The sequence below is a fragment of the Streptomyces sp. NPDC059957 genome, from assembly GCF_042730015.1.
GTDB lineage: Bacteria > Actinomycetota > Actinomycetes > Streptomycetales > Streptomycetaceae > Streptomyces.
The window spans coordinates 115516-131496 of sequence record NZ_JBHWMB010000008.1; the positions used below are offsets into that span (position 1 = coordinate 115516).

Below are 15981 nucleotides of genomic sequence, written 5' to 3' on the forward strand. Positions count from 1 at the left end.
GCTGGCGCGTCAATCGTGAAGGGGGTTGGCAATGGTGACGTAGACCGACTGGGTGTCGACGGGGCCGACGAGCTCGTCCAGGCCACCGAGGCGGGTGAGCAGATTCGCCTTGCAGCGCAGGGTGGGCGAGTCGAGCAGCCTCTCGGGAAGCGGGCCGAGGCCCGTGGCCTTGCCGAGGAAGCGACGGAAGGCGGCCAGCAGGACGCGTTCGTCGGCGAGCCGCTGGGATCCGAAGGCCCCGATGAGACCGAGCACGTTGTTGATGCCGAGGTAGTAGGCGAAGCGTTCGTCGGTGACGGCGTCGGAGACGAAGGTGTCGCTCGTGGCGCCGATTCCGGGGAGCCGGCGCTCCAGTTCCGCGCGGCGGGAGGCGCGGAAGTAGTAGCCCTGGTTGTCGCGGTAGCGGCCGCCGACCGGCCACCCGGCCGGGTCGAGGAGGACCAGCGTGTTCTGCTGGTGGGCTTCGAGGGCGATGCCGGCGAGCGCGTCGAAGGCGAGGACCGGCAGGACGACGTGTTCGAGGTAGCGCAGGAACCACTCGGCGGCGACTGCGGAGGTCGTCCGCCCGGTGGTGGCGGCGAGCCGCGAGACGGTCTCGGCGAGGCGGGAGCTCATGGTGGTCCGCCCGGGCCACGGGCGGGGAGCGGTGAGCGCGGCGACGCAGAGGGCGTCGTCGCCCGGTCGGAAGGGGTTGTGACGCAGCAGGACGTCGAGTCCGGGAACGGGCGTGCCGTCCGGGGCGTCGACGGCCACCCAGGCGGGATCGCGGACGATGTCGAAGCCGGGGTGGGCGGCCTGCCACCGCTCGGCGAGTCCGGTGCGGAGCAGCCGGTGCACCTCGATGCCGCGGTGGAGTTCCTTGCGGAGGTTCTCGCGACGGGAGTTGGTGATCCGCAGGCCCAGGGAGAGCTTGAGCATCGCGGGTGCGCCGGGCAGGTGGACGGTGCGGATGGAGGAGGTCGGAAACCAGGGGGCGCCGTACGGGCCCAGGTCGTGCAGGAGTCCCGCGTCGTGGAGGGCGGTTACCGCGGGGCGCTGGAGCAGGTCGCGGGCCTGCCAAGGGTGAAGGGGAAGGGGGGTGGCGCCGTCGGGCACCTGGAGGCCGGGAGCGAGGCGGCCCAGCAGCCGGGCGGCGGAGACCGGCCGGCCGCGTTCGGTCCAGGCGGAGTCGGTGGCGAGGGCGGCGGGTTCGACCGCTACCCAGTGGAGGGGGAAGGAGCCGTGGAGTTCGGGTGAGTAGCGGCGCACTTCGGCTTCGGAGAGCCCTTCGCGGCTCTTCGGGGTCGGGTGCAGCGGGTGGCCGAGGAGGAGGGACTGTTCGGCGGTGAGGAACCGGTCCGCGCCTACGGGGGCGGGTGCGGCCGGGCGTTGGCGGCGGTCGGTGATGAACTCGGCCGTCCGGCGCACCGAGTCGGCGACCCGGCCGACGAGGTCCGCGCCGCCAGGCACGCCGTCACTGTGGGCACGGTCGCTTGGGGGGTTGGCGCTTTGGGCGCTGTCGCTGTGGGCGCCGGTTCCGGGGCCGCCGTCGCCTTCGCGGGAGATCAGCGCCCCGAGGGTGACCGCGTCCACGGCGGGGGCGTCGGCGGGGACGCCTTCGATACGGGCCGGGCCGAAGCGGTGCCAGCCGGTGGCGGACCAGTAGCGGACGGCGACGAGCAGGGCGGCGCCCGATGCGGGGAGGGGGATGCGCAGGACGGGACCCACGGGCTGTTCGAGTCCGGTCTCGCGGACCCAGCAGCGCAGCAGGTTCTCCACCGAGGCGGCCTCGGCGGCGACCCTTGGGTCGGGATGGTCCAACGGGTCCGCCGCTCCCGCGCGGGGTCGGACGGCGCCGTCCTTCTGCCGTGGCACCGCGGCGGATGCCTGCGGCACAGCCGTCGGCCAGGGCAGGCCGGCGGCCGGCATGCCCGGGAACACACCGGCAGGACCGGTGAAACCGTCCCCCGGCGGCGCGGACCGGTCCCCCGGTTCGGCTGCACCGGGTCGCGGGGCCACCGCGTCGTGGGCGGCGATGGGCGCGCCGCCGGAGCCGTGGCCCGACAAGCCCTCGGCGGAAGGGCTCTTGGGTGCGGCCTTGCCCTGTCCCTCCGAGGGCAGCCCGTCCGTGCTCCCCGGGCCGGGCTGCGCCGAGTCGGCCGACGAACCGGGGCCGGGGCCGGCAGCCTCCGCCCCGGGCCGCGCGGTGAGGGCGTGCGCGGAACCCCCGGCCGGCAGCCCCCCTGCCCGGCTTGCCGGACCAGGGTCGGCCGCACCACCGGAAGCCGGCTGCGAAGGCGCGGGGGAAGCCGAGGGTGAAGGCGCACCGCCCGGGGCCTCACCGGCAGCCGGCACCCCGGACCATGCCGCGGCACCGGCCAACGGCGGCCAGGCGGTGGGGCCGGGCGAAGCGCCCGCGGACACGGCCGGGTCGGCGGCGGGCCGGGGGGCACTGCCTCCTGGAGCGAGCAGGGGCGGCCACGCGGTGGCGGCGGGGGAAGGGCCGGCGGACACGGCCGGGTGGGCGGCGGGCCGGGGAGCGCTGTCCACGGGGGCGAGCAGGGGCTGGGGGGAACGTTCCGTTGGAGCGGGCGGCGACTGCCACGCGGCGTCGTCGGCGGGCAGAGGTTCGCTGCCCGGGGCCGGAGGAGAAGTGAGCGGCTCGGGTCGGGCCGTAGCACCGGAAGGTGACGGGGCCGGCCTGCCGTCCGGGGAGACGGAGGAGGTGGGTCGCGCGGGCGCAGCCGGCACGTCCGAGGTGGCGCCGGCTGGAGCCGGCCCGTCCGGGGCTCCGGGAACGGAGGGGGTCGGGCTCGGACCGGGAGCCGTGGGCTCCGTACCGAAAGGCTTCCCGAGCCGGGTCGGGAAATGCCCGGTGGAGGCCGTCAGGGACGGTGAGGGGCGGTCGCCCGGCAGCGACGTAGACGCGCCGCCGCCGAAGTCCGGGGGCGACAGCGGCGTAGACGCGCCGCTGAGAGGAGGGGTGGGCGGCTGCGTAGGCGCAGCGCCGAGGGGTTGGGGCGGCAGCGGCGCAGGCGCACCGTCGCGTGCCGGGGTTGACGGCGGCGTAGACGCGACGCCGAGGGGCGGGTACGACAGCGGCGTAGACGCATTAGCGAGAGGTGGGGGCGACAGCGGTGAAGCCACAGCGCCGAGGGTCGGGGGTGAAAGCGGCGTCGAAGCAGCTCCGGAGGTCCGGGGCGGCTGCGGTGCAGGTCCGGCTGGGGTGTTGGGAGACGGCGGCGTCATGGTCTCGGCGACGGGCCGGGGCCCGGGTGCAGGGGGTGGCGGTGGTTGCGAGGGGCCTGCGGAAACGGTCGGCAGCAGCGAGGGCCGGTGCCCGAGCGGTACGGCCGGATCCGGGGCGGCCTCAGGGGATGCGTCAACTGTGGTCGGGACACCGGGAAGGGGGGTTGCCGCCGTGGAGAGGGGTCCGGCTTCCTCCGGGGTCGGCAGCGGTGAGGAGTCGATGGGGCCGGGCATGGAGGGCGTGTGCCCGTGCCCGAGAGGAGCGAGAGAGTCCGGGGCGTCCGGAGACGGGACCGCACCGCCCCCCGCGCGGGGTGGCGTACCCACCGCCGGTGCCGACATCACCGGCCGAGCGGCGGGCATCGACATGGGCTGCGGCACCGCAGCCGCAGCCGACACCGCAGTAAGGGGGGAACGTGGCCGATCAACGGGCGCCGGGGACACCGAGGAAGGCGGGACAGGCGTAGTCGGGGGAATCGCCGAACCCGGACCGGCAGCGGACATCGATGGCGGGGGAACGGGCACCGTCGTCATGGGCAGGCGCCTCGAAGGATCGACCGATAGCGGGAAGGGCGAGGTGTCGGCGGCCGGGGAGGGCAGGGAAGCCGGGCGATCAGCGGACACCGACGGCACCAGGTCGGGGGCGGAGGCCAGGGCGGGCGAAGCATCCGTCGACAGGGGCGAATCAGCGGGCTCCGGAATCGGCGGCGCAGAATCAGCCGCGGCAAGGGCGGGCCGTGGTGGAACGGCCGGCGTCGAAGAGGGCGGCACCGCAGCGGCCTGCGGAAGCGGTGAAGGCAGCCCGTCAGTCGACTGCGGCCAGGCGGAGGCAGCGGCGGGCCACGGCAACGCATCGGTGGGCTGCGGCGCGGGCTCAGCCGGAGGCTGCGCGGACCGTAGCGCAGGAGTGGGCTGCGGTGGTTGTACGGGGTTGGCAGGTGGGTGCGCCGGAGTCGATGGCAGGAGGGTGGGGGCCGAGGGGGGCCTCGGGTGGAGGGGGTCGGCGGGGGGCGGGAAGGGGGCCGAGGGGTGGAGGGGGTCGGGCATCGGGGTCCTTAGCGGCGGGAGGCGGCGGAGATGGCGTCGGCGAGGCGGTCGAGGACGGCTGAGGCCTGTTCGTCGGTCAGGGTGAGGGGCGGGAGGAGGCGAACGACGCTGGAGTGGCGGCCGCCGAGTTCGACGATCAGGCCCCGGTCCAGGCAGGCCTGGCGGACGGCCACCGCGAGGTCGGGCGAGGCTTCCCCGGTGTCGGGGTCGGCCAGTTCGACGCCGATCATCAGCCCGCGGCCCCGTACGTCCGCCACGCACGGGTGGGCCGGGATCAGCCCGCGCAGCGCGGCGAGCATGTGCGCGCCCAGGGTCCGCGCGCGCTCCGCGAGGCCGTTCTCCCGGACGTAGGCCAGCGTCGCGGTGCCCGCCGCCATGGCCAGCTGGTTGCCGCGGAAGGTGCCGGCGTGGGCGCCGGGGGCCCACTGGTCCAGCTCCGCCCGGTAGACGATCACCGCGAGCGGCAGGCTGCCCCCGATGGCTTTGGAGAGCACCATCACGTCGGGGACGACCCCCGCGTGGTCGACCCCCCAGAAGGCCCCGGTGCGCCCGACCCCCGTCTGGACCTCGTCGGCGATCAGCGGGATCCCCCGCTCCGCCGTGATCTCCCGCATCCTGCGCAGCCAGGCGTCGGGGGCGGGGTGGACTCCGCCCTCTCCCTGGACGGGTTCGACGATCATCCCGGCGGGCGTGGGCACCCCGCTCTTGGGGTCCTCGAGCAGGTTCCGCGTCCACCGGGCGGACAGTTCCGCGCCTTCGGCCCCGCCGACTCCGAACGGGCAGCGGTGGTCCTGCGGATAGGGCAGCCGGGTCACCCGTACGTCCGCGGACCCTCCGGAGACGGCCAGTGCTCCCGCGGTCATCCCGTGGTAGGCCCCCGTGAAGGCGAGCATCCCGGACCGGCCGGTCGCGGTGCGGACGAGGGTGAGCGCGGCTTCCACCGCGTCCGTGCCGGCCGGGCCGCAGAACTGGATGCGGGCGTCCGCGGCCAGCTCCGCCGGCAGGTTGGCGAACAGCTCGGTGGTGAAGGCGTCCTTGACCGGAGTCGCGAGGTCCAGCACGTGCAGCGGGGCTCCCGAGTCGAGGACCCCGCGGATGGCTTCGAGCACCACCGGGTGGTTGTGGCCGAGGGCGAGGGTTCCGGCGCCGGAGAGGCAGTCGAGATAGCGGCGTCCGTCCGCCCCCTCGATGGTCAACCCCCTCGCGCGCACGGGCACGATGGGCAGGGAGCGTGCGTACGTCCGCGCCGCGGACTCCCGTTGCGCCTGCCTGCGCAGGATTCCCTCACCCCCGGGAGCCCCGGCCGGCCCGGGAGCCCCGGGCGGGCCCGAAGCCCCATCCAGCCCCGGGGCCGCATCCAGCCCCGGATCCGTGAACTGCCCTGCCCCCGGAACCCGGTTCGCCTGCGCCGGGACCTCCGCCCCGGCCGTGGCCTGCTCGCCCGCCCAAGCCTTCAAAGGCACGAGTGTCGCTCCTCCCGCACGGTTGCTCTTCCGGGGTGCGCTTCGAACATCCACGCTGCTCCCCCATCCCCCGTACGTACCAACGACGGTGGCGGCGACGGATCACGGGTGGGCCCAAGATCCTTGTCCCGCCAGGGGGAACCGGTGCCCCGGGCTGTGCCGTCCCCCACGGCAGCGGCATAGTGGGGTGCTGCAACCAGGCGCCCGCCTACCCACGCACCATCCCGATCCAAGAACCATCCAGGGGGATTCACGACATGCGACCGATCCGACCGGTCACCGCGATCCTGTGCTCGGCCGCGCTCGCGCTGACCGCCGCGGCCTGCGGGCCCGGCGACGGTGAGACCGACGCCAAGCCGACCGTGGCAGCGAGCCTGCCCACCAGCCTGGACGGGGTGAAGATCCCGGACGGGCTGAAGGACAAGCTCAAGGAGCACGGCATCGACCTGGAGAAGTGGAAGGGGGGTGAGTGGAAGAACTGGAAGAAGGAGGACTGGCTCCGCGAGGCGGGCGACTACATCAACCCGATCATCGAGGACCTCTGGGACCCGGACCGGATGCGTGACGCCGCCAAGACTCCGCAGCCTCCCGCCGTCGATCCGGACGCGGGCAAGGACCAGGGCGTCACCGACCCGACCCCGGCTCCGGTGGCCGCCAAGGCGGCGACCCCGCCCTACCACAAGAGCGTTCCGCCCTCCGGCAAGGTGTTCTTCGACGGTCCCGAGGGCTCGATGGTCTGCTCGGCGACCGTGGTCAAGGACCCGGCGCACCCCGGCAAGTCCAACATGGTCTGGACGGCCGGCCACTGCGTGCACGCGGGCAAGTCGGGCGGCTGGTACCGCAACATCGCCTTCGTCCCGTCGTACAACAACAAGGGCAAGTCGGCGGCCGCGCTCAAGGGTGCGCCCCGCGAGGAAGTGGCCCCGTACGGCGTGTGGTGGAGCGACTGGGCGCAGACCTCCGACCAGTGGATCGCGACCGGCGGTCCGACCGGCGGCGCGGGTGCCCCGTACGACTTCGCGGTGCTGCACGTGACCCCGGAGAAGGGTGGCGGCAAGTCGCTGGAGGAGACGGTCGGCACGGCGCTCCCGGTGGAGTTCAACGCCCAGGCCACGCCCAAGATCGCGAAGATCACGGCCACCGGCTACCCGGCGGCGGCTCCGTTCGACGGCCAGCGTGCCTTCCAGTGCGCCGACAAGCCGGGCCGGCTGTCGCTGAACGCGACCGACCCGGCGATGTACCGCATCGGCTGCACGATGACCGGCGGTTCCTCGGGCGGCGGTTGGGTCGCGGCGGGCAGCGACGGCAAGCCCGCGCTGGTGTCGAACACCTCCATCGGCCCCGCCAAGGCCGGCTGGCTGGCCGGGCCCCGGCTGGGTCCGGAGGCGAAGGGCGTCTTCGACGCCGTGAGCGGCAAGTTCAAGTAAGCGCATCGGCGCACCACATGGCTGAGGGCCCCCGCTGCTGCGGGGGCCCTCAGTCGTTCACGCGGTGCGCGTCGGCGTCAGTGCTTCGCGAGCACGTACGGAGCGAACTCCGCCGCCAGTTCCGCGTGCACCCGCGCCTTGAGCAGGGTGCCCTCCGCGGTGTGCTCCTCGGAGATCACCTCACCCTCGGCGTGGGCCCGGGCGACCAGCCCGCCGCGCGTGTAGGGCACGACGGCCTCGATCTCGATCGCCGGCCGCGGCAGCTCGGCGTCGATGAGCGCGAGGAGTTCCTCGATGCCCTGACCCGTGCGCGCCGAGACGGCGATGGAGCGCTTCTCGATCCGCAGCAGGCGCTGGAGCACCAGCGGGTCGGCCGCGTCCGCCTTGTTGATCACCACGATCTCGGGCACCTTGACGGCGCCGACCTCGCGGATGACCTCGCGGACCGCCGCCAGCTGCTCCTCCGGCGCCGGGTGCGAGCCGTCCACGATGTGCAGGATGAGGTCGGAGTCGCCGACCTCCTCCATCGTGGAGCGGAACGCCTCGACGAGGTGGTGGGGCAGGTGCCGGACGAAGCCGACCGTGTCGGCCAGCGTGTAGATCCGGCCGGACGGGGTCTCGGCCCGGCGCACGGTCGGGTCGAGGGTGGCGAACAGCGAGTTCTCCACCAGGACGCCCGCGCCGGTGAGGCGGTTGAGCAGCGAGGACTTGCCGGCGTTGGTGTATCCGGCGATGGCGACCGAGGGCACCTTGTTGCGGCGCCGTTCCTGCCGCTTGATGTCACGGCCGGTCTTCATCTCCGCGATCTCCCGGCGCATCTTCGCCATCTTCTCGCGGATCCGGCGCCGGTCGGTCTCGATCTTGGTCTCACCGGGGCCGCGGGTGGCCATGCCGCCACCGCCGCCGCCACCCATCTGACGGGACAGCGAGGCACCCCAGCCGCGCAGTCGCGGCAGCATGTACTGCATCTGCGCGAGTGCGACCTGCGCCTTGCCCTCTCGGGACTTGGCGTGCTGGGCGAAGATGTCGAGGATGAGAGCGGTCCGGTCGACCACCTTCACCTTGACGACGTCTTCGAGGGCGATGAGCTGGCCGGGACTGAGCTCACCGTCGCAGACGACGGTGTCGGCGCCGCTCTCCATCACGATGTCGCGCAGCTCGCGCGCCTTGCCGGAACCGATGAAGGTGGCCGGGTCGGGCTTGTCGCGGCGCTGGATCACTCCGTCGAGTACGAGCGCGCCCGCCGTCTCGGCGAGGGCGGCCAGCTCCGCGAGGGAGTTGTCCGCGTCCTGCACCGTGCCGGAGGTCCATACGCCGACGAGGACGACCCGCTCCAGGCGGAGCTGGCGGTACTCGACCTCGGTGACGTCTTCGAGCTCGGTGGAGAGGCCGACCACGCGGCGCAGGGCCGCGCGCTCGGAGCGCTCGTACTGGGCGCCGTCCCGCTCGCCGTCGATCTCGTGGCTCCAGGCGACGTCCTCTTCCATCAGGGCGTCGGCCCGAAGGCTCTCGGTGAAGCTCTGCGGATCCGGCGCATCCTGTGCGTCGTCCCGCGCGTCCTGGGAAGGGGAAGAAGAGGAGGTCATTGGATCCTTACGTCGTTTTCGAATGCGTCCGCGTCAGGCGAAGCGGAGCCAAGGCCAAAGCTACTCCCGCGCGTGACATAACACTGTCACGTCCAACGTGTGACACTCCCCCGAGATTCCCGGTGGCGCGCCGCGGAACGGCCTCGTCGATGGTGGCATGCCCGTTCCGCACGCGTCACACGCTTTTCGCGGCGCTCCACTCCGGGTGCCCCGGCATCGCCGGCGTCTTCTTCCCGTACAGCCACGGCTTCAGGAACGCCCCCAGGTCCCGGCCCGCCTCCTGCGAGGCCAGTCGGACGAAGTCCTCCGTGCCCGCGACCCCGTCCTGGTGCTCGCCCACCCAGCGCCGCTCCACGCGGTCGAAGGCCTTGACCCCGATCTCCTGCCTCAGCGCGTAAAGGATCAGCGCGGCGCCGTCGTAGACCGCGGGCCGGAACAGCCCGATCTTCTGGCCCGGGGCGGCCGGCTTCGGCGCGGCCGGGGGGCCGCCGTCCGCGCGCCACTGGTCGGAGCGCTGATACGCCTCGCGCATCCGCCGCTCCAGGGAGTACTTGCCGAGGCCGTCCGCGTACAGGGCTTCGTACCAGGTGGCGTGGCCCTCGTTGAGCCACAGGTCGGACCAGGTGCGCGGGCTCACGCTGTCGCCGAACCACTGGTGGGCGAGCTCGTGGACCATCACGGACTCGACGTACCACTCGGGGTAGCCGCCGCTGCCCGCGAAGAGCGCGCTCTCGAACAGCGACAGGGTCTGCGTCTCCAGCTCGAAGCCGGTACGGGCCTTCGCGATCAGCACCCCGTAGTTCTCGAAGGGGTAGCGGCCGACCCGTGCCTCCATCCACTCGATGTGTCCGGCGGTCTTCTTCAGCCAGGGCTCCAGCCGTTCCCGGTCCGCCGCGGGGACCACGTCGCGCAGCGGCAGTCCGTGCGGCCCGGTGCGGTGGACCACGGCCGAGTCGCCGATCGAGACCTGGGCGAGCTCGGTGGCCATCGGGTGCAGCGTCCGGTACGTCCACGTGGTCGCGGCGCCCGCCCGGCGGGCCGGCAGCGCGCCCGGCACCCCGTTGGCCACGGCCGTCGTCCCGGCCGGCGCGCTCACGCGGAAGGTGAAGTACGCCTTGTCGGCGGGGTGGTCGTTGCACGGGAAGACCCGGTGCGCGGCGTCGGCCTGGTTCGCCATCGCCAGGCCGTCCTCGGTGACCACCCAGCCGCCGTCGCCGCGGCCGCGCGGGTCGCTCGTGTGCCGGACGGTGATGTGGAGGGGCAGGTCGGGCTCCACGGGCCGGGCCGGGGTCAGTACGAGGTCCTCGCCGACGCTCGCGAAGGCGGCGGGTTCGCCGTTGACCTCGGCGGAGGCCACTTTCCCGTGGGTGAAGTCGAGGTTGACGGTTTCGAGCCGCGCGAGGCTGCGCGCGTCGATGACGGTGACCGCGTCGAGGGGGGTGCTGTTGTCCTTGTAGGAGAAGGACAGGTCGTAGGCGAGCACGTCGTACCCGGGGTTGCCGAGCTCGGGGAAGAGCGGGTCGCCGATGCCGAGCGCCCGGGGCGGCGGCACGACGGCGGCGACGAGGGTGAGGGAGGCCGCGGCGAGCAGGGCGGCGCGCAGGCGCCGGGAGGTGAGCTGCATCCCCCACCGCTTATCAGCGCCCGCCACGCGCCCGCGAACGGCGCGCGACGGCTCCACCCGAAAGGGGTCGGACTCCTTACGCCCGGCTGACGTCGTAGACGCCGGGCACGTCCCGCATGGCCCGCATCAGCGCCGGGAGGCCCGTCGCGTCGGGCAGCTGCAAGGTGTAGCTGTGCCGGACCCGTTGCTCGACCGGCGGCTCCACCGTCGCGGAGACCACCTCGACCCCCTCGCGGGCGATGGCCTCGGTCAGATCGGCCAGCAGGTGCGGGCGGCCGAACGATTCGGCGAGCAGGGTGACCCGGCAGTCCGCGGTCGCCCGCCAGTGCACGGCGATGGGGGTCCGCCCCACGGCCCGCATCTGGGCCACCGTCGCGCAGTGGACCCGGTGCACGGTGACGGCCCCGCCGCGTACGACGAAGCCCTCGACGGCGTCCGGCGGCACCGGGGTGCAGCATCCGGCGAGCCGCACGGTGGCGTCCGGCAGGTCGGCGACGGCGTTGCCCCCGCCGCTGCGGAGGCCGATCACCGACAGCGGCGCCCTGGGGGCGGCGTCGGCGGGCCGGACCCCGTCGGGGTGGGACTCCAGCCAGCTGCTGATGGCGATCCGGGCGGCCGGGGTCTTGGCGTGCTCCAGCCAGTCGGCGGCGGGCCCCGAGGAGGCGTCGTGCGCGAGCAGGAGCTGGACGGTGTCCCCGTCCGAGAGCCGGGAGGACAGGGAGGTCAGGCGCCCGTTGACCCGGGCGCCGATACAGCCGTGGGCCGCCTCGCCGTACTGCGCGTAGGCGGCGTCGATACAGCTGGCGCCGGCCGGCAGGCCCAGGGTGCCCCCGTCGGCGCGGAACACGGTGATCTCCCGGTCCTGGGCCAGCTCCGAGCGCAGGACGTCCCAGAAGGTGTCGGGGTCGGGCGCCGACTGCTGCCAGTCGAGCAGCCGCGACAGCCAGCCGGGCCGGGTCGGGTCGACCCGCTCCTCCTCGCAGTCGGCCGCCGCGATCTGGTCGGCGGACTCGGCCTGCTGCGGGGAGGTGTACGGATTGCCGAGCGCCACCACGCCCGCCTCCGCGACCCGGTGCATCTGCCGGGTCCGCACGATGACCTCGGCGACGTACCCCTCGGGTGTCGCGAAGGCGGTGTGCAGGGACTGGTAGAGGTTGAACTTCGGGGAGGCGATGAAGTCCTTGAACTCCGAGATGACCGGGGTGAAGCAGGTGTGCAGCTCCCCCAGCACGGCGTAGCAGTCCGCGTTCTCCCCCACGAGGACCAGCAGGCGGCCGAAGTCGGAGCCGCGCAGCTCCCCGCGCTTGAGGGAGATGCGGTGCACGGAGACGAAGTGCCGGGGCCGTACGACCACCTCGGCGGCGATGCCCGCGTCGCGCAGGACGGTCCGTACCGAGTCGGCGATGGCCGGCAGCGGGTCGCGCTCGCCCGCGTGGGCCGCGATGAGGGCGCGGGTGTGCTCGTACTCCTCGGGGTGCAGGATCGCGAAGACGAGGTCCTCCAGCTCGGTCTTCAGGGCCTGTACGCCGAGCCGTTCGGCGAGCGGGATGAGGACGTCGCGGGTGACCTTGGCGATGCGTGCCTGTTTCTCGGGCCGCATCACCCCGAGGGTGCGCATGTTGTGCAGTCGGTCGGCGAGCTTGATGGACATCACGCGGACGTCGTTGCCGGTGGCGACGAGCATCTTGCGGAAGGTCTCGGGCTCGGCGGCGGCGCCGTAGTCGATCTTCTCGACCTTGGTGACGCCGTCGACGATGAAGCAGACCTCGTCGCCGAACTCCTCGCGGACCTGATCGAGGGTCACGTCGGTGTCCTCGACGGTGTCGTGGAGCAGCGAGGCCGTCAAAGTCGTTGTCTCGGCGCCCAGTTCGGCCAGGATGAGCGTGACGGCGAGCGGATGTGTGATGTACGGCTCACCGCTCTTGCGCATCTGGCCGCGGTGCGAGGTCTCGGCGAGCAGGTACGCGCGGCGCAGGAGCGACAGGTCCGCGTCGGGATGATGAGCGCGGTGCGCTTCGGCGACATGGCCGATGGCGTCCGGCAGCCGGTCCCGGGGCGTGGGACCGAGCAGCGCGGCGCGTCCGAGTCGTCGCAGGTCAAGCCTGGTCCTGCCACGTCTGCGAAGTTCAGGGAGCGCTTCGGGACGTGCTTCGGGGTTCGTGGCCTCTGCACTCATGGGCACCTCCGACGGCATCGACCGGCGGTGGTGGGCATGGGGTGAGCCCTCAGGGCCGGTGCCTGATGCTACCGACCCCACCACGTGGCGCAGTCCACCTCTCGCTCAGCGTGAAATGGATCACCCATTAGAGGGAAGCTTCAGGCGAAAGCCGTTTCGGTGAGCCAGGCCTGATCGAACTCGCCCTCGGCCACGATCACGGCGGGTCCGGTCATCTCGATCCGCCCGTCGGGGTGCTCGGTGATGACCAGGGTGCCGCCGGGCAGATCGACGGTGTACGTCACCGGCGCGCCGGTGGCGGCCGGGTCGGCGCCGTCGCGGCGGATGGCGGCCACGGCGACCGCGCAGGCGCCGGTGCCGCAGGAGCGGGTCTCGCCGGAGCCGCGCTCGTGGACCCGCATGGCGACGTGCCGCGGGCCGCGGTCGACGACGAACTCGACGTTGACACCCGTCGGGTAGGCGGACGCCGGGCTGTACGGGGGCGGGTCGAGCAGCTTCCCGGCATCGTCCAGGCTGTCGACGAAGGCCACCGCGTGCGGGTTCCCCATGTTGACGTTGCGCGCGGGCCAGGACCGGTCCCCGACGGAGACGGTGACCTCGCCCTCGGGCAGCTCGGCGCGGCCCATGGAGACGGTCACGTCGCCGGTCTTGTCGAGGTGCACCCGCTTGACCCCGCCGCGGGTGGCGACGGCCAGGTCGCCGGGCTCCGCGTGCCCCGCGTGCTGGAGGTAGCGGGCGAAGACGCGGACGCCGTTGCCGCACATCTCGGCGATGGAGCCGTCGCTGTTGCGGTAGTCCATGAACCACTCGGCCTCGTCGGCCAGGTGCGCCGCCTCGGGGTGCGCGGCGGAGCGCACGACGTGCAGGACGCCGTCCGCGCCGATCCCGGCCCTTCGGTCGCACAGCCGCGCGACGGCGGAGGCCGTCAGCTCGATGGCGTTGTCCGGGTCCGGGACGATCACGAAGTCGTTCTCGGTGCCGTGGCCCTTGAGGAAGGAGAGGCTCGTCTGCGTCACCCGCCCATGGTACCGAGCCGGTGCCCGTCACAGCCGGGCCGCCCTGTCGGCGCAGCCGGGCCGCCCCGCTAGCGGAGCCGGGCCACCCGGTACACCGCGAGCGCTACGACGCCCAGCGCGACCAGCGCGTACAGCAGGGCGAGGCGCCAGTCGGGCCGCTGCCCCGAACCGCGGGCCGGGAGCCCCGGCAGGGCGTAGCCCACGCGGCGCGCGGCCATCAGGCCCCAGCCGCCCGCGCAGCAGCTGATGAGGAATCCGAGCATGGCGACGACCGCTCCGCCGTCGCCGAACTCGAAGGCGAGGGGGAAGGCGAACATCAGGGATCCGGCCGCGGCCAGCATGACGATGGGGGCGATCTGCCAGAGCCTCAGCCGGCGCTGCGGGCGCAGCTCCACCTCGAAGGCGGGGGCGGCGGCCGCCTCCGCCTCGGCGGAGTCGGGCGCGTCCGGGCCGTCGGGGGTCAGCCGCGCGGGATCCGCGGGCAGTCCGAGGCCGTCGGTGAGCCCGTCGCCGTCGGCGAGGGCGCCGTGAAGCATCGGGTCCGCTTCCCGCCGGGTGTCGTCCCGACCGGTGTCACGAGGGCCGGCCTCCATCGCCACGCGCCCTCCCCACTTGGACTTCGTACGCCGTCGTTCACCACCGGTGACGGCACCGGCGGAAGTTTGATGATGGCACGCCGTCAGGCCCGGGACGGGCGTGCGGGGCGTCCCGATGCCATCACGTGATCAGGCTGTGACCGCTCGTTCGACCAACGACTGCGCGAGTCCGGCGAGTTCTTCCCGGTCCTCGGCGGCCCCGCTGAGCCAGTGCACCCTCGGGTCGCGGCGGAACCACGAGTCCTGCCTGCGGGCGAACCGCTTGGTGGCGCGGACCGTCTCGGCGCGCGCCTCCTCCTGCGTGCACTCCCCGGCCAGGGCGGCCAGCACCTGCTGGTAGCCGAGCGCCCTGGAGGCGGTGATTCCGCCCCGCAGGCCGGCGGCCTCCAGCGTGCGGACCTCGTCCACCAGCCCGGCCTCCCACATCCGGTCCACGCGCAGCGCGATCCGCTCGTCGAGCTCGGGCCGGGCCACGTCCACGCCGATCTGGACCGTGTCGTAGACGGACTCGTGGCCGGGCAGGTTCGCGGTGAAGGGCCGTCCGGTGATCTCGATGACCTCCAGCGCGCGCACGATGCGGCGGCCGTTGCTGGGCAGGATGGCCTGCGCGGCGGCCGGGTCGGCGGCGGCGAGGCGGGCGTGCAGGGCGCCGGGGCCGCGCAGGGTGACCTCGGCCTCCAGCCGGGCCCGGACCTCGGGGTCGGTACCGGGGAACTCCATGGCGTCGAGCGCGCCGCGGACGTAGAGGCCGGAACCGCCGACGAGGACCGGCGTACGGCCCTGGGCGAGCAGCTTGTCGATCTCGGCGCGGGCGAGGCGCTGGTACTCGGCGACGCTCGCCGTCTCGGTGACGTCCCAGATGTCGAGGAGGTGGTGCGGGACCCCTCCGCGCTCCTCGGTCGTCAGTTTGGCGGTACCGATGTCCATCCCCCGGTACAGCTGCATCGAGTCCGCGTTGACGACTTCGCCGTCGAAATGACGGGCCAGTGCTACGCCCAGATCGGACTTTCCGGCCGCGGTGGGTCCTACGACGGCGATGACCCGCGGGGCGGGGGCTGCTTTCCTCACCGCACCAGTCTCGCAGCCCCCGGTCAAGGCCACGCCATGTACCCGATCGAGCTACGTGACGGGACCGGACCGAGGTCGTTGCCTTGGCGGGGTTCCGGCCCGCCGCGCGCCTGCCGTACGACGGCCCGTCCACGGCGGAACTTCACTCACACGAGTAACGTTATAGGAGTAGACATGGGCATTTTGGACCGGCTTCTCGGCCGTAAGACCCAGGCGACGACCGATGAGGCCGTTTCCGCGGATCTGACGGCGGAGTCCGCGACGGCCGACGAGGCCGGGACCGAGCAGGCTGTGGCGGAGGAGAGCGCGGTGGAAGCCGTCGAGATCCCGAAGCAGCAGTCGGCGGAGGTCAGCGCGGACAGCGAGGCCGCAGAGGGTGCCCGTACGTAGCCTCGCTATTGGAAGGTGACCCATGGGCCTGCTGGACAATCTGAAGGCCAAGCTCGCGCCCGCCAAGGACAAGGTCGGCGACCTCGCTGCACAGCACGAGGGCAAGATCACCCAGAATCTGGAGAAGGTGGCCAAGGCCGTCGACTCCAAGACCAAGGGCAAGTACAGCGGCCAGATCTCTAGCGGCGCGGACAAGGCGAAGGACGCCCTGGGCAAGATCGCGCACAAGGACGCTCCCGGCGGGCCGACGCCGCCGGCCGCTTCCTGACGCGGTCCCGGAATCCCGGAAGGGGGGGGGGGGAAGCTGGGGGGGGGGGACCCTTTCTTGTTGTGGCTTTCCTTTTTCGCACCCAACAACAA

Annotated in this window: 11 protein-coding genes; 3 read left to right on the forward strand and 8 right to left on the reverse strand. The window is 73.2% G+C overall.

Annotation, left to right across the window (positions count from 1 at the left end; translation table 11 throughout):
* Positions 1–9 precede the first annotated feature (9 nt).
* Positions 10–1908: an IucA/IucC family protein gene (locus ACFWBW_RS08070; RefSeq protein WP_385369504.1), complete on the reverse strand. Its 1899-nt coding sequence runs from the start codon at positions 1906–1908 to the stop codon at positions 10–12.
* A 2375-nt stretch (positions 1909–4283) separates the two neighbouring features.
* Positions 4284–5618: a diaminobutyrate--2-oxoglutarate transaminase family protein gene (locus ACFWBW_RS08075; RefSeq protein WP_385369608.1), complete on the reverse strand. Its 1335-nt coding sequence runs from the start codon at positions 5616–5618 to the stop codon at positions 4284–4286.
* A 377-nt stretch (positions 5619–5995) separates the two neighbouring features.
* Between ACFWBW_RS08075 and ACFWBW_RS08080 the strand changes: the two genes are divergently transcribed.
* Positions 5996–7165 carry a hypothetical protein gene (locus ACFWBW_RS08080; RefSeq protein WP_385369506.1) on the forward strand — a complete coding sequence of 390 codons (1170 nt, stop codon included), beginning with the start codon at positions 5996–5998 and terminating at the stop codon, positions 7163–7165.
* Between the two features lie 77 nt (positions 7166–7242).
* Here the strand turns inward: ACFWBW_RS08080 and hflX are convergent, their stop codons facing one another.
* The 6 genes from hflX to miaA all read right to left on the reverse strand — a co-directional run bounded on the left by hflX (position 7243) and on the right by miaA (position 15231).
* Positions 7243–8751 carry a GTPase HflX gene (gene hflX / locus ACFWBW_RS08085; RefSeq protein WP_385369508.1) on the reverse strand — a complete coding sequence of 503 codons (1509 nt, stop codon included), beginning with the start codon at positions 8749–8751 and terminating at the stop codon, positions 7243–7245.
* Positions 8752–8926: 175 nt separating this feature from the next.
* Complete coding sequence (locus ACFWBW_RS08090) at positions 8927–10375, reverse strand: M1 family metallopeptidase (RefSeq protein ID WP_385369510.1); 1449 nt, start codon at positions 10373–10375, stop codon at positions 8927–8929.
* 76 nt (positions 10376–10451) lie between these two features.
* A complete protein-coding gene (locus ACFWBW_RS08095) occupies positions 10452–12551 on the reverse strand; it encodes a RelA/SpoT family protein (protein WP_385369512.1) in 2100 nt (699 codons plus the stop codon).
* 140 nt (positions 12552–12691) lie between these two features.
* A complete protein-coding gene (gene dapF / locus ACFWBW_RS08100; protein WP_385369514.1) occupies positions 12692–13567 on the reverse strand; it encodes a diaminopimelate epimerase in 876 nt (291 codons plus the stop codon).
* Between the two features lie 68 nt (positions 13568–13635).
* On the reverse strand, positions 13636–14160 hold the full coding sequence (locus tag ACFWBW_RS08105) for a hypothetical protein (protein ID WP_385369610.1): 525 nt from the start codon (positions 14158–14160) through the stop codon (positions 13636–13638).
* Between the two features lie 132 nt (positions 14161–14292).
* Positions 14293–15231, reverse strand: coding sequence for a tRNA (adenosine(37)-N6)-dimethylallyltransferase MiaA (miaA, locus tag ACFWBW_RS08110; RefSeq protein WP_385369516.1), 939 nt, complete (start codon positions 15229–15231; stop codon positions 14293–14295).
* Between the two features lie 174 nt (positions 15232–15405).
* Here miaA and ACFWBW_RS08115 point away from each other — a divergent pair, with 174 nt between their 5' ends.
* Together ACFWBW_RS08115 and ACFWBW_RS08120 are read left to right on the forward strand one after the other, a co-directional pair.
* On the forward strand, positions 15406–15621 hold the full coding sequence (locus ACFWBW_RS08115; RefSeq protein ID WP_327255260.1) for a gliding motility protein: 216 nt from the start codon (positions 15406–15408) through the stop codon (positions 15619–15621).
* 22 nt (positions 15622–15643) lie between these two features.
* On the forward strand, positions 15644–15889 hold the full coding sequence (locus ACFWBW_RS08120) for an antitoxin (protein ID WP_266881466.1): 246 nt from the start codon (positions 15644–15646) through the stop codon (positions 15887–15889).
* Positions 15890–15981: the final 92 nt, after the last annotated feature.